Origin of the sequence: Anaerococcus nagyae (genome assembly GCF_017874535.1) — a bacterium.
In the GTDB taxonomy this organism is placed as follows: Bacteria; Bacillota; Clostridia; order Tissierellales; family Peptoniphilaceae; genus Anaerococcus; species Anaerococcus nagyae.
In genome coordinates this window covers 40,343-59,317 of record NZ_JAGGLS010000009.1, presented here as the reverse complement: position 1 = coordinate 59,317, position 18,975 = coordinate 40,343, and the positions used below count along the sequence as shown (strand labels likewise).

The 18,975-nt window shown below is 27.6% G+C and carries 13 protein-coding genes and 1 tRNA gene; 1 reads left to right on the top strand and 13 read right to left on the bottom strand.

Annotated features, from left to right (window positions below):
* Positions 1–8: 8 nt before the first annotated feature.
* From J2Z39_RS07395 to J2Z39_RS07355, 9 genes are all read right to left on the bottom strand, one after another.
* Entirely contained in the window at positions 9–425 is a 417-nt protein-coding gene (locus tag J2Z39_RS07395) for a GyrI-like domain-containing protein (RefSeq protein ID WP_209814577.1), read from the bottom strand.
* A gap of 138 nt (positions 426–563) precedes the next feature.
* A complete protein-coding gene (locus J2Z39_RS07390) occupies positions 564–3,941 on the bottom strand; it encodes a UvrD-helicase domain-containing protein (protein WP_209814576.1) in 3,378 nt (1,125 codons plus the stop codon).
* Positions 3,934–7,299 carry a PD-(D/E)XK nuclease family protein gene (locus J2Z39_RS07385; protein ID WP_209814575.1) on the bottom strand — a complete coding sequence of 1,122 codons (3,366 nt, stop codon included), beginning with the start codon at positions 7,297–7,299 and terminating at the stop codon, positions 3,934–3,936. Before J2Z39_RS07385 ends, J2Z39_RS07390 begins: the two co-directional genes overlap by 8 nt.
* Positions 7,296–10,352, bottom strand: coding sequence for an AAA family ATPase (locus J2Z39_RS07380; protein ID WP_117522081.1), 3,057 nt, complete (start codon positions 10,350–10,352; stop codon positions 7,296–7,298). The genes J2Z39_RS07385 and J2Z39_RS07380 overlap by 4 nt, the downstream gene beginning before the upstream one ends.
* The gene (locus tag J2Z39_RS07375) at positions 10,349–11,449 is read right to left on the bottom strand and encodes an exonuclease SbcCD subunit D (RefSeq protein ID WP_117522082.1); all 1,101 of its coding nucleotides are present in this window, start codon (positions 11,447–11,449) and stop codon (positions 10,349–10,351) included. The genes J2Z39_RS07380 and J2Z39_RS07375 overlap by 4 nt, the downstream gene beginning before the upstream one ends.
* Positions 11,446–12,168: a YaaA family protein gene (locus J2Z39_RS07370; protein ID WP_209814574.1), complete on the bottom strand. Its 723-nt coding sequence runs from the start codon at positions 12,166–12,168 to the stop codon at positions 11,446–11,448. Before J2Z39_RS07370 ends, J2Z39_RS07375 begins: the two co-directional genes overlap by 4 nt.
* Positions 12,169–12,222: 54 nt before the next feature.
* Positions 12,223–13,041, bottom strand: a complete 819-nt coding sequence (locus J2Z39_RS07365) for a metal ABC transporter permease (protein WP_117522084.1) — start codon at positions 13,039–13,041, stop codon at positions 12,223–12,225.
* Positions 13,034–13,699, bottom strand: coding sequence for a metal ABC transporter ATP-binding protein (locus J2Z39_RS07360; protein WP_209814573.1), 666 nt, complete (start codon positions 13,697–13,699; stop codon positions 13,034–13,036). Before J2Z39_RS07360 ends, J2Z39_RS07365 begins: the two co-directional genes overlap by 8 nt.
* On the bottom strand, positions 13,699–14,862 hold the full coding sequence (locus tag J2Z39_RS07355; RefSeq protein ID WP_209814572.1) for a metal ABC transporter solute-binding protein, Zn/Mn family: 1,164 nt from the start codon (positions 14,860–14,862) through the stop codon (positions 13,699–13,701). Before J2Z39_RS07355 ends, J2Z39_RS07360 begins: the two co-directional genes overlap by 1 nt.
* A 98-nt stretch (positions 14,863–14,960) precedes the next feature.
* Between J2Z39_RS07355 and J2Z39_RS07350 the strand changes: the two genes are divergently transcribed.
* Positions 14,961–15,371 (top strand): Fur family transcriptional regulator, encoded by a 411-nt coding sequence (locus tag J2Z39_RS07350; RefSeq protein ID WP_209814571.1) that lies wholly within the window; start codon positions 14,961–14,963, stop codon positions 15,369–15,371.
* 243 nt (positions 15,372–15,614) lie between these two features.
* Here the strand turns inward: J2Z39_RS07350 and queC are convergent, their stop codons facing one another.
* The 4 genes from queC to nadE form a co-directional block, all read right to left on the bottom strand.
* Positions 15,615–16,271: a 7-cyano-7-deazaguanine synthase QueC gene (queC, locus tag J2Z39_RS07345; protein WP_117522088.1), complete on the bottom strand. Its 657-nt coding sequence runs from the start codon at positions 16,269–16,271 to the stop codon at positions 15,615–15,617.
* A gap of 17 nt (positions 16,272–16,288) precedes the next feature.
* A tRNA-Arg gene (locus J2Z39_RS07340) sits at positions 16,289–16,362 on the bottom strand.
* The gene (locus J2Z39_RS07335) at positions 16,348–17,154 is read right to left on the bottom strand and encodes a metallophosphoesterase (protein WP_117522089.1); all 807 of its coding nucleotides are present in this window, start codon (positions 17,152–17,154) and stop codon (positions 16,348–16,350) included. The genes J2Z39_RS07340 and J2Z39_RS07335 overlap by 15 nt, the downstream gene beginning before the upstream one ends.
* A complete protein-coding gene (gene nadE / locus J2Z39_RS07330) occupies positions 17,144–18,958 on the bottom strand; it encodes an NAD(+) synthase (RefSeq protein WP_209814570.1) in 1,815 nt (604 codons plus the stop codon). Before nadE ends, J2Z39_RS07335 begins: the two co-directional genes overlap by 11 nt.
* Positions 18,959–18,975: the final 17 nt, after the last annotated feature.

Genomic DNA, 18,975 nt, shown 5'->3' with positions numbered 1-18,975 from the left:
ATATTTAATTATATTATTGGTACACAAAGCTCGCATAAGTGATTATCGACTAAACTTTTTTTATACCTTTCTACAATAGGCCTTTTATAATCCTGAGAGTATCCTTTCTGTATCAATACTTTATGATAATTTATCCAGATACTTTGTATACTCTCTTGGGTATGTGAAATTAAAAATACTAGATACTTGCCACCTCTAATTTTTCTAGAACAAATTTCTTCTTTTATGTCGTTTTCTATAAAATCATCTTTAAAAATCACTCCTACATCATATCTGCACTCACTTGGACTAACTAGTTCTGGATTATCTAAAGCTATAGAAAGTATAGTTGTGTCTTTATCAAATGCAATATTATTCCTTAACCAACTTTTAAATCTTTCCATTAATATTTTATTTTCTGGTCCATATTCACCTACTCTTCTCATATATATATAAACTCTGAGTCAGGGATGTTTTCCAATTCACATTTTAAATAAAAATTCAATTTATATTCTCCAATATTTGTTAGTACATCGATGCCTAGAAAAATTGTATATCGATTTAAAATATATTTCAAATAAATTTTAAAAATTATTATTTACTTCTACTAGTTCGGAAAAGTTGTACCAATATATATAAGATTTAATTACTTTTTTTCCTAAACTCTCTTCTATAGCTTGTTTATAAATCTTTAATTGATCATTATATACGCCTTCTCTTTTTATAGTATCTGTTTTAAAATCCAAAAGCACTATTTCATTAGCAAATTCAAACATTATGTCTATTTGACCGTTTACATAATAATCTTGATATTTCATCAAAAAAGATTCTTCTTTTCTTATACTTTCTGCGCTTTGATAAAGACTTATAATTTCTTTATTATTAAAATACTTTATAATTTTATCATTCTCTACAACATCTAGTTCATCTCTTTTGATTTTATTTTCTATAACTAATCTATCAAATGCTCTATTTAAACTTTTCTTATCGTATTTTTGATAATTGAGTCCTTGGAAAATTTTATGAATTATAGTTCCCCTATCAGTTGGCTTATACTCATGCTTTTCTGATACAAAGTTTGGCTTTCTATATTCCCCCACTAGATTAAGTTTATTATATGATGGCACTTGATAACCATCTTCTTCTGGATTAAAATTTTTAGTTATTTCTGTTACAGACTTTTTAATAGAATCTCTAGTATCAGATTCATATTCATATGGTATTGTGTAAATATTTTTAAATTTCTCATAAAGTTTATCATGAACGCTTAACTCTAATAAATTACCTATCTCATAATTTTTATTATCTTGATATTCATTCTCTTCATTTATTATCTTAAGACTCGCTATATCTCCTAATTCATCTGAATTTAAATCTTTATCAAATAAATCAATGGAAATCTTATCTTGCGAAATAGCAGCTATAAGCCAATCCATATAAGTAGACATATTTAAATAATCATCTCTGCCATATAGTTTATCTACCGTATTAAGGTTTCTATTACCTACTATTACAAGCTTATTTATGGCTCGAGTCAAGGCAACGTAAAGTACTCTCATCTCTTCTCTTTTATTTAAAACAGTTATCTTCTCAGTAATTAAATCTTTTTTAAGCGAGGATAGTCTAACTTTATTTTCATAATCAGCTACATTTATACCAATACCTATTTTATCATCAAATACAATATTTTCTCTAAGATGCTTATTATTAAATCTCTTAGCTGCATCAGCCAAAATTACAACAGGAAATTCTAATCCCTTAGATTTATGTATAGTCATAATTCTCACCAAATTTTCGTTTTCTGATAAGTCACGGGCAGGATTGATATCATCAGTTTGGTATAAGGATAGATTTTCTATATAATCCAAAAAACCATATAGACCATTATCATTATTGGATTCATAATCTGCCATCAAATCTATAAATGCTTCAACATTAGCTATCCTATCACCTCCTCTATCTCTTGCCATAAGAAACTCATAAAAATTTGATACTTCAAATACATAATTTCCAAATTCATAAAGATTCATCAAAGATAACTGATAGGAGAAATTATCATAGGAAGTTTTAAAGTCATTTATTTTATTTAATAAGCCATTGTTTTCATTATAATTTTCAAATGCTTGATAAAATCTAATATCATTTGATGCTAATCTTATATTTGCTATATCTTCTTCAGAAAAATTATAAATTTCACTTCTTAGAACTGATAAAAGCGTAATATCGTCTTTAGGATTAGCTATAAGTTTTAGTATATTTATAAAAAATGCAACCTCAGTCGCCCTAAATGATACTTTGTTTATATCATTAAAGAAAGGTATATTAGCTAATTTCAATGAATTTTCATATAGATAGGACTTGGATCCACTTCTTAAAAGTATAACTATATCCCTATACTCATAGCCTTCTTCTGTAAGATTTTCAATGACATTTGCTATATGATTTTCTTCATTTAGCTTGTCATCTAAAATATGTATTTCCGATTTAGGATATTTTTTATCAAAAGTTTGAGTTGGATTTAGCCTATGTCCTCCATTTTTATAATCAATTGCTGATTGATCTTTAGTCATTATCCTATCAAAAATATAATTAATAAATTTGATTATATCCTTATCAGTCCTAAAATTTTCATTAAGATTAATTCTTATAGAATTTTTATTTTCTTTACTTTCATAAGAATCTAGCTTGTTTAAAAATATCTCAGGTTCAGCTCTTCTAAATCCATAGATAGATTGCTTGACATCCCCTACAAAAAATAAATTATTTTCTCCTGCTAGTTTTTCTATAATATAGTTTTGAATTTCATTACTATCTTGATACTCATCAAAGAAAATGTATTGAAATCTTTCCTTTATAATAGAATTCGCTTTTCTATTTTCTAAGAGATTTATGAATTTTTCTTCCATATCATTAAAATCAAGATAGGATCCATCCAATTTTTTCGCCTTATATTTTTTCATAAATCTCTTTGTAAGATAGTTAAGCTCAGAAAGTACAGTTATCTCTTTTTTACTAAACTCCCTTATAATATCTGAGCTTGTATTTAGTACTAATGAAGAAATATTGGATAATTCTTTTTTATACAAATCTCTATTTGCTTTAATAATTGATTGAATATCTTTTTCATCTTTTCTAGCTCTTACCATTGTAGAAAATTTAGCTTTTTTTATTTTTTCTATAAATAAATCCCAATCAGTATATATTAAATTATTAAGTTCATTTACTAAGCTAAAATCTCCCTCGATCATTTCTGTATATTTATCACGCATGTTATTGTCAAAAACTAAAGACCTATTTTTTCTTATATCTTCTAAAAGCAGATCAATGCGTTGTCTTATCATATCTTTAAAAGTATTAAAATCAAAAGGATTCTTTGTTTTCTCATCTAGCCATCTAATTGGACTTATTTCAGATGTAATCTTATCGTAAGTTTTTAGGACAATAGATTTAGCTTCTCTATCACTCCTACTTGTGGCAAAATTATGAATGAAGTTATGAAAATCTTGATCTGCTTTTTTATATTCTTCATAAAAAACTTCATCAATAGCTTCCTCTTTTAAAATTACATTTTCATTATCACTTATCACTGTGAAATTTGGACTTAGATTATCAAAGTAATAAAAATATTCCCTAAGCATGTCAGAAGCAAAGGCATGAAGTGTCTGAATATGAGCATGCTTTAACAATTTAAGCTGATCCTTTAAAAACTTATTTGAAGGATCATTTTCTATTTCTCTTTCTATAGCAGATCTTATCCTATCTTTCATCTCTATAGATGCTTTGTTGGTGAAGGTAACTATAATCATCTTATCCACATCAACTTTTTCAGTTAATATAAGATCGATAACCCTATCTACCAATACCCTAGTTTTCCCAGATCCTGCAGCGGCGGATATAATTATATTTTTTCCTCTTTCTTTTATAGCTCTCTTTTGGCTAGCTGTGTAAATTATATCAGCCATCTATATCCTCCTCATTTTTATAAAGATCAGTGATTGCTTTACTCTTATCAAAATCTCTATACTTATCGCTATCAATGCTCTCATCAAACTTACAAATGCCCCTAAAGTCACAATATTGGCATTCATTTTGACTTTCGCTATATCTAATAGGATTAAGCTTAATATTGCCCATTTTTATTTCTTTTATATATTTACTTACAAGATTTTTTGCAAAATTATTGATAAGATCTTCTTCCTCAATAGTTAAAATATTTGTATTTCTCCTATCAATTACACCAATATTTTTATTATCAAAGTTATCTTTATCTATTAGCCTAAAAACCTCCTCATTTACTTTTATTATTAGACCGTTCATCCTAAATTTGTCTTCATAAATTTTTTCTATATTAGATTTATCATAAGTATCATCCATCTTTTCTAATTCATCAGAAAGTGGCATATAGAATGATCCTACTGGAATGATACCATCACTCATTGCTTTAGCACTCATCATGTAAACTAATAATTGCAAGTCTAGTCCATTTAGTATATTTACTATCTTAAAAACCTTCTTGCCTGTTTTATAGTCTACAATCCTAAGATAGTTACCAGCTCTATCAATCCTATCAATTCTTCCTATTAAATAGTTTTCATCATCTACGTATACCCCTGGCAAACTATTTTCTTTATTATAACCAAAATCTATTTCTACATCTAAAACATTAAATTCTCCCTTTTTAAGTTGGCTTATAACTTCCTTTGAATTATTTTTTGTATTTTTAGCTAAATTACTTAGTATAAATTGATTACGAGGATCATCCCTACGGGTTTTATCTAAGTAATTATTGATACTAGAATTAAAATTTTGAGCAATTAATTTATCAAGTTCTTGGTTAGTTATTTCATCTAAATTACTATCTTTTATAAGTCTTGATACATCTTCTAATGAATTATGAACTATAGACCCTAACTCTCTGGCATCTACGTCATAATTTTCATCATAATATGGCTTTATGCCAAAGTTTACAAAATATCTATAAGGACATTTAGAATAAGTCTCTATCTCCGTTACGTTAAAGTGATTTTTAGGATATAAGGACTTAGCCAAACTTTGATCGATACTATTTTTATTATTGGTATAATAAATCCCAGCTAATATAATTTCAAAATCTCCGTAATCTTTTAGATAAGATATATAGGACTTGGTAAAATCAATATCTTGTCTTTCTACTTCTTCCCCTTTGTGAATCTTCCATAAAACTTCCAAGCTATGTTTTTGAGAAAGTTCTCTAGAATACATCATTTCTGATAAAGGAATACTTGTAAGATCTGTTATTTTTAAGTTTGGAAATATCCTAAGGATCCCATTTAAAACGACAGATTTATTTATTGCTGATCCATCTTTATCGCTTAAGGCAAAAGAAAAATATATCTTTTCACTACTACTTATCATCTTATATAGGTTGAGCTTTTCTCTTTCTTCTAAATCTTCTTCATAAATTTTAAGGTCTAGATTTATATTAGTTAGTTTGTCTTTTTCATCTTTACCTAATAAAAAATCTCTCTTAGACTTAGATGGAAAAAACGTATCATTTAGACCCAAAGCAAAATTAATAGGTCTTTGTGACACCCTAGGTCTTCTAAAATTAGTTATAATAATATGATCTTTAGTAGGTGGTATAATCCCTATATCCACATCATCTGCAGTAGCTTTTATTGTATTATAAATTGACTTTAAAGAAGATTTTCTATCGCCCATAAGACTTGCTAATTCTTCCAAGATAGATATAAATTTATCCCAAACTTGATCATTTTCATTATAATTATCAAGATCTCCTTCTTCTAGGAGAATATTCTGATAATTATTGATACCTTTAATAAAACTAGAATTAGCTATCATAGCATAAATTGCAATAACCATATCATAAGTTTTAGAATTTTCTTTATCAATATACAATAATGGATCTAAAAGTTTTAGTATCTTTTTTCTTATATCATTTACTATTTTTTCTTCATTTATTTTATATATTAACTTTTCATCTCCAGATGGATCATCCTTATAGAGATTTTTGTAATAATCTATATCAAGCTCAAAATACTTATCTTCTTTGAACATATCTCCTTTTATTTTTCTGCTTATAATATAATTTTGAAATATTATAATTTTATCAACAGAATTTTCTCCAAAATCAAATATATTCGACCTTAAAAAATAACTTAAATCATGGCTATTAAAGCCATAAATAATAAGTCTAAGAGCTGCAAGCCAAGTTTTTACTATGTGATTATCAGATAGTTTATTAGTCTTATCCATAAATACAGGTAAATTATACCTATTAAATACCTTACTTATTTCATTTTCGTATTGCCTTTCATCAGAAATATATATAGCTATATCCTTATATCTAATATTTTTTTCATAGATTAGTTTATTAATTATTAAAGCAATATTTTCTACTTCTGTTTTAGAAGAAATAGACTCTAAAACATGAATATTGGCTGGTTTCATTCTATAAAAACTTGGATTATATCTCTCGTAATTTGAACACAAGTGATTTATATCTTCATTTTTATTTAAAGATGCGTTTAGATTTATTTCCTTGATTTTATCAAGATCACTAAGTCTATAGTAAAACTTATTAGCCATATCATATATTTCTAAATCCTTTGCCATAGGATTATTTATAAATGTTTTATCAAGAGTTAAGGCTACGTTGATATTGGAACCTAGTCTTAAGAGTTCCCCTATAAAATCCATTTTGATATCAGAAATATAATCAAATTTATCAAAGTAAAAATTAGCTCCTTTTAAAAAGTCACAATAAGAAAGTCTAGTAATAACTTGATTTAACCTATCTTCAGTATCGAGATATTTATCGGCTATTTCCTTTTGATAAGCATCATAAATGAGCTTTGTTTCTCTAAACTTTAGCTTAAGTATCTCATCATCTAAGTCTTTATCTATCGTTTTAAAAAACTCTTCATCAAATTTGTTGTCCTTTATATCAGTAATAAAAGATTCTATGTCATTTATAAAGTCGATGTTGTGACTCTTTCCCTTAAACAAAGTAAGATCATCATTTATATCTCTAAGAATATTAGATAAAAGTATAATTTTTCCACTTTTACTTAAAATGTTATCAGAAAGCCCTCCGGTCTTATCAATAATATGTCTAGAAAGGGATGAAAATGATAGCACCTTAGCATCCATAACAGTATTATAAGAGATATTCTCCATAAGATTGATATCAGATTGTAAGGTATATTGTTCAGGTACAATTAAAAACGCCTTTTCTTTATTATCTAAATTTTCTTCTATTTTTTTATAAATATATTTGCTATTAGCACTAGGAGATCTTGAAATAATTGTAGTAATCATGCTATTACCTCTATATTGCTTCCCTTATCTTGGCTATATTTTACTAAAATTTTCCCATCTATAGCCTCTTTTAGTTCACTTACATGGCTTATTAGACCTACGAATTTGTTATCGTATGAAAGTCTTTCCATTTGTTCAATTACTTTTGCTAGGTACTCATCAGATAAAGTTCCAAAGCCTTCGTCTATAAATATAGTATCAATTGTAATACCACCATTTTCTGCAGATATTTCATCTGATAATCCTAAAGCAAGTGATAGGGAGGCTAAAAATGATTCCCCTCCAGAAAGAGTTGATGCTGGGCGAGTCTTGCCAGTATTAGCATCCAAAATCTCTATATCTAAACCTGACTGAGATTTAAGATTTTTCCCTTCTGAACTACGCTCCATACTGAATTGACCATTTGACATTTGAAGTAACCTCTTATTTGCATAATTTAAGATCCTATCAAAGTAATAGCTTAATACAAATGTTTGAAAATCAACTTTTTGTCTGCCAGCTACCTTACCTATAGCTCCATTTGCAATTTCAGATAGTTTATCAAGGATTACACTCTCATCTGATAATTTTTCATATCTATAATTTAGATTTTCAATATTAGCGAAAATCTCATTTATTGAAATGATTTTGACTTTAATATTTGAAATTTCCTCATTAAGTAGCTTTATAGAATCTGATTTAACCTTAATTTGACTATCTATATGCTCTAAGTCAACCAATTTTTTATCTTCATATTGTTCTAAGTTTTTATAAGTAATTCTTAATTCATTTAATTTATTAAAATAACTATTAATTAATTGATCTTTACTCTTAATTTCCATATAAATATCAAGATATGACCTATACTCATCATAGCTTGTAAACTTTTCATTAATCTTTTTTTCTAAATCAACTTTCAAATACTCAATATTTTCACAAGTCTTAATAATATTTTTTTTATAATTAGAAATCTCTGTTTTAATTTTGGTTTGTTGATTAAGTAAATCATTGTGCCCTTTAATTATTTTTTTTATTTCAGTATCTAAAGACATTATTTTTTTATCAAGCTCTTCTAGATCTTTATTTAACTTATCAAAATTTAAATTCTTCATACCATCTTTATTCGACTGATAGTAATTTATAATATTTTCAGAGTCCTTAGTCTTTTCTTTTAAATCTATCAGTTTATTTTGATTTTTTTGAATTTCATAGCTAGTCTTATTTAAATTTTCTTTTTTGCTTGTAGATAACTTTTCTAGTTCTATTAACGATTTTTCTAAGCTTTCTTTTTCTTTATTTATATCACTAATTTTTATTTTCAAGCTTGTTTTATCTGTTATGATTTCCTTTATATCTCTTGTTTTACTTATAGATTCCTTATAAAGCTGATTTTGAGTTCTTAACTTAGTAATCTCCTTATTAATTTCTGTTAAATTATTATTGACTTTTTTAATATCAATATCATTAATCTCTATTTTTTCAAAATGATATTCATGTGTATCTCCACAAATTGGACACTTTCCTGTTTCATTTAGTTCATCTATTAGATTATTTATAGCAATTATTCTTTTGTTTTGCTCATATAAATCTATCTTTACTAATAATTTAGATTCTTCTCTTTTCTTTTTAGCAATTATAGTATCATTATTATTTATTTTTTCTCTAAGCTTCTCATTTTTCTCAAAATTATCTATTTCCATATTTATTTCTCTTTGTCTATCTAAAAGAGAAGATAATTCTTTTTCTGTTGACAGGATCGTATTTCTTTTATCATCTATATTATTATTTACTTCATAAAGATTCTTGCGATTATTTTCTAAATATTCTTTTAAAATTTCAATCTCTCTATCTATTTTTTCTGCTTGCTGTAAATACCTTTCAATTTGAAAATATTCTTTTTCTTTTTGCTTAAATTGATCTAATTTATTTATAGATTCATTTATTTTAGTTTTATAAATTTTAAGCTCATCCAATTTTAAACTTTTTTCATCTACAAGAGAATAATCCTTATAACTTTTTAGAATATCATCTTCAATCTCTTTTAAGAGTTTACGAGAACTTTCTAAAAGTTTATTACTTTCTTGTAAGTCTAACTTATTTCTATCTAAATTATTTTCTATAAACTCTATATTTTTTGCAAAATTAGCTTTATCTTTTTTTTCTTTAAGATCTATATAGTAATCTTCCTCTTTTTCTAATTCTATTAAATCCTCTCTTACTTTTTGAAATTTAATAATATTAGTATTTATGCTCTTGCATTTTTCCTTTTGTTCGATCAATGCAGTGTAGGATTTATTCGTATACTTATAGGAAGATTGTTTTTCTTTCAAATTATTTTTATAATTATTATTTATTTTTCCTATCTTTTCTTTTATAATTTTAAATTCATGATTTATTTTCTCACCGCTATCTATAGCTTCGTTTATTTCCTCATCTTTATTAATCTCATTTTCCAAATTCTTATCTATATATTTTAATTCTTTTTTACTATCAAGAGACTTTTCCTTAATTATTTCTTGGATAGTTTTATACTTATCAGTTCTAAAAATCTTACCTAAAAGTTCAGTTCGCTCTTTAGAACTAGCATTTAGAAATTGCTGAAATTCTCCCTGTGCTAATAGCATAACCTTAGTAAATTGATCTTTATCTAAACCAACTATATTTTTTATCTCTTTTTCTACATCATTTATTTTTTCAGCTATAAGAGTTTTTTCATTGCTGGTGTCATAAAGGCTTGCACTATGACTTATCTTTTGATTAGACTTGGATTTTCTTGCTATTTGCGTTGGAATTCTTTCTATTTCATAGTATTTACCGTCTACTTCAAAATAAAACTTTACATATGTATAATAATCCTCTGGAGTCAAAAAGTCTGACCTTAATTTTTCCATAGGTATATCCCTTGAGGTTTTTCCATATAAGGCAAAACTAATAGCATCAAATAAGCTAGTTTTGCCTGACCCTGTATCTCCAGAAATAATAAATATTTTCTTATGATAAAGTTTAGTAAAATCTATTTCAATTTTCTCTTTATATGTGATAAAGCCTCTAAATTCTAACTTGATAGGCTTCATTTTATAATCCTCTCTATGACAGAAAGTTCTTCTTTACTCAATTCTTCATCCATCTTATATTTGTAAAATTCCTTAAATAAGTCTAAAGAATTTTTATTTTCCAAATCTAAATCCAAACCACTAGGTGAATTAAATATTCCTCTATCTTTATAAGTTACTTGAACGGCATGAGGAAATTTTTCTTTAAGTTTACCCATGGCATTATCAATTGTATGTTCATCTTCTAGTATAAACTTTATATAATCATCACTTGCATTCATTTTTACTATTTGATCAAATTTTTCCTCAATAGTTTTAAAATCTCTTAAAGGCTTTATGCCTATGTCATAAGTCTTAACTTGATCTGTAATATCAACAACAGTTACACTCTTACAAGCTTTAGTTTCATCAAAGGAATATGGCATAAATGTACCAGCATACCTAATTTTAGGATCTATAACATAATGTTTACCATGTAAATGTCCTAGGGCTACATAATCAAATCTCATAAATAAGTGTCCATCCATAGCGTCTGAACCACCAATTATTAAAGGTTTTTGCCCTTCATTGTATTCATCACTCTCTTCTATACCTATATTGTTTGCATAGCAATGAGTAATAAGAATATTTCTATCTTCATAAGTTTTATCTTTTAATAGAAACTTATAAAGGTCTGTAAAATTTTCTATATTCTCATCAAATAAAATTTTCGCGTGATTTAATGAAATATAGGGAATTAAGTGAAAGTTAATCTTACCATATTCATCCTCTAAACTGACTATTTCATCCTTGTATTCCCCGAATATATGATAATTGCGTTCAGTGAAAAAGTTCGTATTAATATCAAGCCTTTTTGCTGAATCATGGTTTCCGCTTATAGCGAGAACAGGCTTTTGTCTTTTAAAAATTATTTCATCTATAAAATCTGAATATAACTTTAGGGCATCTACACTTGCAATTGAATTATCAAAAATATCTCCGGCTATCATAACTGCATCAATTTTCTCCCTATCTATAATATCTATTATCTGATTTAAGGCATACTTTTGATCTTCTATAAGTGAGTAATTTCCTATGTATTTTCCTAAATGTAAATCTGATAAATGAAGTAGTCTCATGAATGACTCCTAATGTACACATATTCACTTTCAGTTGAGTTATAAGGATCATACTTATAATCATTTACACTAAGTTTTTTTATTTCTTCTACATTTTCAACTTTTTTCGTAATTATTTCTTTTAGCATTTGACCTCTAGCCTGCTTCATCCATGCTGTATAAGATCTAAGTTTACCATCCTTATTGTCTTTAAAGCTTAAGCTTAAAAACTTATCCTTATCTTTAAGAAATGGTCTAATAGTTTTAGTGTATTCTTTACTAGCTAAATTTATTACTAATTCATCATCTTTAAATAACTCATCATACAAATCTCGCCCCCAAAATTCATATAAATTTATATCAGAATTATCAAAATATAGTCTATAGTCAGATATTCCAGTTAATGGTTTTAGTAATCCATATAAGGCTGAAATTATATATACATGATCATTAAGATAGTCTAAATCTTTAAAATCTTTACTAGAAAACTGTTTAAAAACTAAGCCATCATAGGCAAAAATTGCTGGGTTATTTAGATGATCAAAATTAAATTCTTGATAATCGTAATAAGCTTTTTCTGTTAGCTTATCGTTGGTTCGATTTAGATTGCCCATTTCATTCATGGTATATTTTTTAAATTTATCTACTAAGATTTTTGTTTTTTCTTCAAATAAAAGGTCTTCTGTCTTAAAACCTTTATTTTCCTTAAAACTTTTTGCTGGTGATAAAATTATTTTCATATTATCTCTCTTTCCTATCTTAATTATAACATAGAAAAAAAGTAGGCTATTAACCTACTTTGAATGTTTGTTTTTTATTAAATTATTTTTTATAGCAAGTATTATGCTAACTATAATCAAAAATCCTATCCCTACCAATACTATAGCTCCACCTGGCTTTATACCTATATAATAGCTAGCACTTATTCCTATCATAGTAAATATTACTGAAAATATCAAAGATAACTTATAAGTACTTTTATAAGACCTTGCTAAAAGCAAAGATAAAGCAACAGGTATTGTCATTAAAGAAGTAATCATTAAAGCACCTACAGTTTTTGAAGATATGGCTACAGTAACTGCTGTAATAAATGTAAATATATTATTAATTGTATTTATTTTTACACCAGCAAGTCTAGCCATAGTTGGATTTATTGAATTATATAATAGTGCATAATAAAAATAAAAGGAGATTAATGACACAATAATAAAAATAATTCCTACTATTATTACATCTTCTCTGCTAACTGTAGCTATTGATCCAAACATAAAGGATTCAAAAGTTGTTCCTCCTGGCGTGTAGTCAGAGAGTATAGCTGCAATACCAATTCCTGTACTCATTACAAGTGCTGTGGCCATATCACCATAGTTTTTAAACTTTGATCTGATTAACTCTATTGCAAAGCTTGCTAGTATGCAAACTAAAAGTGAAGTCCAGATTGGATTTATCCCTATTATAAGGCCAAATCCAATCCCTGCTAGAGAGCTATGACTAAGAGCATCACCAATCATAGACGTTTTTCTATTTACCATTATCACCCCAATCATTGGGATAATAAGAGCTATCATAAGTCCTACTAAAAGAGAGCGTCTCATAAAGTCAAATTCAAGCATATTTTAATTCACCATCCTTTAGCTCTACATTTTTTGCTCCAAGCTTTTTATTAAAGTCACTTTCATGGCTAATCATTAATATACTCTTGTGATAATTTTGGTTTACGTGTATGAGCAGTTTAATCAAATCATCCTTACTTTTTTTATCAATACCCACAGTAGGCTCATCAAGTATTAGAAACTCCGGATTATTAACAAGAGCTCTAGCTATCATAACTCTTTGAGCTTGTCCTCCTGAAAGCTTATTTATAGGAATGTCCCTAAGCTCTTTGATATTAAGCGATTTTAATACACTATCCACCATAAGCCAGTTATCTTTTGTAGGTCTATTAAATTTATTAAAGCTATTATACAAATTTAAAACTACATATTCACGACTAGTTATAGGGAAAGAAAGTCCTGATGCTTCTCTAATTTGCGGTACATAGCCAATTTTTTCAAAATCAGTGAATTTTTCAAGTGGATCATTAAATAATTTTATATATCCATTATTTGCTTTTAATTGACCTAATATTAATTTTATCAAAGTAGATTTACCAGATCCATTAGCTCCGCTTATAGTAACAAATTCACCTTCTTTGATAGTTAAATTTATATTTTCTAAAATAGGACTTTTATCATAAGAAAAACTTAAATTATTTATTTCTAGTATATTCATTATTTAGACATTGATTGATATAAGGCTTCTAGATTAGCTTTTACAAGGTCTTGATAGCTTATATCATTATCTAAGTCTTCGTCAGTTGCATACTCCATAGTATTTAGAGGAGCTACATCTCCCTTTATTTCATCTGCTAAGATCTTTGCTTGTTTGTCAGATCCTCCCATTTCATAAAAGATGGTATTAATATTTGAATTTTTAGCATCATTAACTGCATCTTTTAATACATCTGGATTAACTTCACCTGTTGACATTAAACCTGTAAGTGCCATTTGATTAAGACCAAAATCACGTGCTAAATATGAAAATGCTTTATGAGTTACCATGAAGTCCTTATTATCTACTCCATCAAATTTTTCTTTATACTCATCAATCATATCCTCAAGTTCTTTTTCAATTTTTTTGTAATTATCCATGTAATAATCTTTATTATCTGGATCTATTTCTGCTAATTTATCTGCAATGACTTTAGCTTGTTCTTTACCATTTACTGGTGAAAGCCAAATGTGTGGGTCATACATTCCATGATGATGGTGATGTTCTTCACTTTCTTCGTGATCATGACCAGCATCTTCATGTTCGTGATCAGCATCTACATGTTCGTGATCAGCATCTACATGTTCACTTTCATCATGGTCACCATCAGCATCCTCATGTTCGTGATCATGATCTTCATCTGATGCTTTAATTAAATCTATATTTTCACTAGTGTTAATTAAATCAACATCTGATGAATCTTCAACAGATTCTTCCCACTCTTCCATTCCTGCGCCATTTATAAACATGATATTAGAAGCAGATAAGTCTGCCATGTCTTTTGCTGATGGTTCCCAACCATGACTTTCAGTTTTTAAATTAGTGAAAGCTTTGACATCCATTTTATCTCCAGCAATTTGTTTTGTTAAGTTATATATAGGATAAAATGAAGTGTATACTACTTGTTTACTTTCATTATTTTCTGTATCTTTATCTTCATTATCTATGTTGCTATCTTCTTTTTCTATATCATTATCTTGCTTGTTATCGCTATTTTCTGTATTTACTTCTTCTTGCTTTTGGTTAGTAGCTGCCTTATCTGTATCTTGATTTTGATTTGAATTACCACAAGCAGCTAAAGTAGCTGATAGTGCTAAAATTAATGCTATATTTTGTTTTTTCATAATTCCTCCTTATATAGATGCAAATGATTTGCATCTATAATTATATAATAATTTTTTTCTCTGTCAAATAATTGTATAATATTATTTAAGAGGTAATAATGAGTATTAACCAAATATTAAAAGATAAGAATTTAAAAGTCACAAAACAAAGAAAATTAATATTAGAAATTTTAGAAAAAGAAAATAATCCGCTAGCAGCTGAAGAAATTCACAATAAACTTAGTAAAAACTTTTATATAGATTTATCTACAGTTTACAGAAATTTAAATTTACTTGAAGAAAAAAATGTTCTTTTAAAATCTACGATTGACGGAGTAAGTTTTTATCAGCTAAATAACGAGGATCACAAGCACTTTATAACTTGCAATAATTGCCACAAAAAGTTTGTAATAGAAAATTGTCCAGTTCATAATCTAGAGAATATTATAGAGAAAGAGACTGGATTTATAATAAAAGGACACAACTTTGAATTCACAGGTATCTGCCCAGATTGCCAAAAAAATTTATAGAACTTCATACGAAAGTTTAAAATTTAATAAATAATATAGACTGATATAAACCAATATTATAGTACACTTTTATTTATTATTAAAGCTATAATAATATAAATAATAAATTATTAAGCTTTAAATTTTAAAAATTCTAAATAATATAATCATAAGAAGAATTTACTATTTGTAAATATTTTATATGCATAAGAGCCCGCTATTGATATTTATCAATAGCGGGCTCTTATTACATATTATTTTTACTTAAAAATACTTTTCGTCTGTAATTCCATTAGCTAAAAATGCTTTTTTCCTATCTATACATGTTCCACATTCACCACAAGGCTCATCACCGCCAACATAGCAACTATAAGTTAACTCATAAGGAAGATTTAATTTTAAACCAGTTCTAACTATATCTTCTTTTCTTTTATTTCTAAAAGGAGTAACTACTTCTACCTTTGATCTAGTCCCTATATCTATAGTCCTTGTTATAGAGTCTATAAACTCTTCAGAAGTATCTGCATAAATGGCTCCGCTATCGTCTAAATGGGCTCCATAATAAATCTTATTAGCGTCAAATTGTAGAGCTAAAGATGCCATTACAGTTAAAAATACCCCATTTCTAAATTCTACTTCGGTATTTATATTTTCCTGATCAGCATAGTCTCCCTTGCTAACCTCTAAGTTATTATTCTTATTAAGCGATGATTTTGATGCATTAAATATATTAGATAGATCAATTATCCTATGATCTACCTTATAATAATTTGCTATATCTTTTGCAGCTTGTAATTCTCTTTTACCATGACTTTGTCCATATTCAATTGAAATTGCTATAACTTCTTCCTTATTATCTAATGCCATAGCTAGACACGTGGAGCTATCAACTCCTCCACTAAGTAATACTAATGACTTCATTTATTTTCCTTTCTATTTGGCACGCCAAGAGGGAATCGAACCCCCATCTTAGGCTTCGGACACCTTTGTTTTACCACTAAACTATTGGCGCAAGAGTAATATTACTATACTCTATTTGATCCAAAAATCTTAATGGTAAAAACGTATTTCCCAAACCACTATCTACATATATAATTGAGTCTTTGTAGTTAAAGACCCCTTTATCATAATTAGGCAGCACTCCTTCTCCTGGAGCTATTAATCCACCAATTATCGGCATTCGTACCTGTCCGCCATGAGTATGACCAGAGAAAATAAAATCTTCGTTTCCTATATAATTATCTCTAACAATTTTAGAATAGTGACTAAGAATTACATTTATGCTATTTTTCTTAGGTTTATAGTTTTTATAGGAAAAATCAAGCATACTAGTTCCATATAAATAAATATCTTGATTTCTTATATTAAGTTCGTAACATTCATTATATAAATATACAATTCCTAGCTTTTCTAACTCAAATAAAAATCTATCTAAATTAGGACCCGTTTCCTCATGGTTACCAGTAATATAGAAAATTTTTTTATTAAGTCCTGCTAATTTTTTTAAAAAATACAGGCTACGGTCAATCTTAGCATCCGTTCCATAATCTATCATATCACCTGTAAGTATGATAAAATCAGGATCAAAATCTTTGACATTTATTAAAAGTTCATCCAAATTTTTGATAGCATTGGAATGGAAATCTGATATTTGTGTTATTCTAATAGGATTTTTAATTTTCTCACTTTTTAATATTACCTTTTCTTCCTTGGCCACAAAACATTGTTTATCTATATAGGCTCCTATAAGAAGACCTGCGACAATTAAACCCGTGCCTAACTTTACTTTATTTTTATTGTTCATCTAGTCCCTCTATATAAGATGAGAAGCTCATATCGGATGCTATTTTAAACCCTGCACGTGGACTAAATGACCTACCTGTCATATTTGGTCCATCTACGCTAGTAGATCGCTTAAATTGACTAAAAGTAAATCTTTTAAAGTAAGAAATAACCCATTTTCTAATAGTCTGTCTATCATATTTATCAGAGAAAGCTGATACAGCATCTTCTAGTATTTCTTCAGCTGATAAATGGTAAGTTAAATGTTCATATATAAAAAAATCTATTAACTCATAAGGTCCTATTATGTCCTCAGTTTTTTGGCTGATTTCACCCTTATCTTGGCTAATAAGTTCTGGAGATATTGGTGTATCTAATATTTCGTTCAATACTAATTTAAGCTCTATATTCTCAGTGCTTTCAGCTATAGCAGCTACTATATATCTAATTTCTGTTTTTGTAAGAGAAGCATTTAGAGAATAATTACTCATTTGATCTCCATTAAAGGTAGCAAAACCTTGCATATTTTCAGATAGGTCCCCAGTACCTATGACTATACCGTTGTGCATATTAGCTAAATCAAATAAAATTTGTGTACGCTCTCGAGCCTGGGCATTTTCATAAGCAGTATCTTGAGTAATTCCATCATGACCTATATCTCTTAGGTGAATTTTTACAGATTCACTTATATCTATTTCATTTAAAGTAAGTCCTAAAGCTTTACATAGTTTAAAGGCATTAGATTTTGTCTTATGGCTTGTTCCAAAAGCAGGCATAGTATAGCAATGTATAGATGATAAATCCAGATCCTTTTTTCTATAAGCATGAACTAAAATTAAAAGAGCCATGGTAGAATCAAGTCCACCAGATACACCTAAAAATACATCCTTAACTCCAATATGATCCATTCGAGTTAAAAGTCCTATAGCTCCAATATCTAAAACATCTTGAACATACCTATCCCTATCCTCATAATCTGGTAAATAAGGAAACTTTTCAATTTTATACCTTTTATTAGTAAATTCTTTATAAAATAAGCTATCGGTATCTGAGTTTAAATAATATTTGCCTATATAATCACTGGAAATATTTGTAGCACAGGAGATTATTTCACCGTTATTTGCAATTATATTTAAACCATTATATACAAAGTCTGTTGTACTTTCTCCCCTACCTGCAGATGTATAAACATAAGTTATATCTTTAGACAAGAACTTAACTCTATTTATAATTTCATCTTCATTAAGTACTAATTTTGCTTGGGCAGAAGGATTTAAGATAATTTCTTGCTGAGCTTCTGTTATTGCTTTATAAGCTAAACTTCTAGGAATAGTCATTAGCTCATCTTCTCCTATAGTAATAGCTATTGAAAGACCGTTAACTGTATACCAATTCATATTTATATCTTGCCATCCGTCCATAGCATTAATGCATTCATCTTCTGGCATATCATTAGCAAATACATTTTTTTCTAAAACCCCAAGATTTTTTTTAGTAGTAAGAGTTGCAATGCTGCCATTTATTATTAAGGCAATGGCGTTGTATATCTTATTATTATAGGAAAGTGGAAATCCTACAGTAAAAAATACCATATGTTCTTTAGAAAATTCTATTAAATCATATAAAGCTTGTTCACATTGATTAGTTAAGTCTTTGTATCCATCATATAAACTTGCTCCTGTTAAAGAAAGTTCTGGTAAAGATAAGATATCTACTCCTTCTTCATCTGCTTTTTTTACTAATTTTTTTATCTCTTCCTTATTTTTATTTACATTACCAATACTAACTTCAAAATTGGTAGATCTAATTTTTAAATTTTTTCTCATAATTTTACCTCTTGATA

Bases quoted from the DNA above. Each gene is read 5' to 3' on its own strand.
- J2Z39_RS07395 (WP_209814577.1), bottom strand. From the start codon at position 425: ATGAGAAGAGTAGGTGAATATGGACCAGAAAATAAAATATTAATGGAA.
- J2Z39_RS07390 (WP_209814576.1), bottom strand. From the start codon at position 3,941: ATGGCTGATATAATTTACACAGCTAGCCAAAAGAGAGCTATAAAAGAA.
- J2Z39_RS07385 (WP_209814575.1), bottom strand. From the start codon at position 7,299: ATGATTACTACAATTATTTCAAGATCTCCTAGTGCTAATAGCAAATAT.
- J2Z39_RS07380 (WP_117522081.1), bottom strand. From the start codon at position 10,352: ATGAAGCCTATCAAGTTAGAATTTAGAGGCTTTATCACATATAAAGAG.
- J2Z39_RS07375 (WP_117522082.1), bottom strand. From the start codon at position 11,449: ATGAGACTACTTCATTTATCAGATTTACATTTAGGAAAATACATAGGA.
- J2Z39_RS07370 (WP_209814574.1), bottom strand. From the start codon at position 12,168: ATGAAAATAATTTTATCACCAGCAAAAAGTTTTAAGGAAAATAAAGGT.
- J2Z39_RS07365 (WP_117522084.1), bottom strand. From the start codon at position 13,041: ATGCTTGAATTTGACTTTATGAGACGCTCTCTTTTAGTAGGACTTATG.
- J2Z39_RS07360 (WP_209814573.1), bottom strand. From the start codon at position 13,699: ATGAATATACTAGAAATAAATAATTTAAGTTTTTCTTATGATAAAAGT.
- J2Z39_RS07355 (WP_209814572.1), bottom strand. From the start codon at position 14,862: ATGAAAAAACAAAATATAGCATTAATTTTAGCACTATCAGCTACTTTA.
- J2Z39_RS07350 (WP_209814571.1), top strand. From the start codon at position 14,961: ATGAGTATTAACCAAATATTAAAAGATAAGAATTTAAAAGTCACAAAA.
- queC (WP_117522088.1), bottom strand. From the start codon at position 16,271: ATGAAGTCATTAGTATTACTTAGTGGAGGAGTTGATAGCTCCACGTGT.
- J2Z39_RS07335 (WP_117522089.1), bottom strand. From the start codon at position 17,154: ATGAACAATAAAAATAAAGTAAAGTTAGGCACGGGTTTAATTGTCGCA.
- nadE (WP_209814570.1), bottom strand. From the start codon at position 18,958: ATGAGAAAAAATTTAAAAATTAGATCTACCAATTTTGAAGTTAGTATT.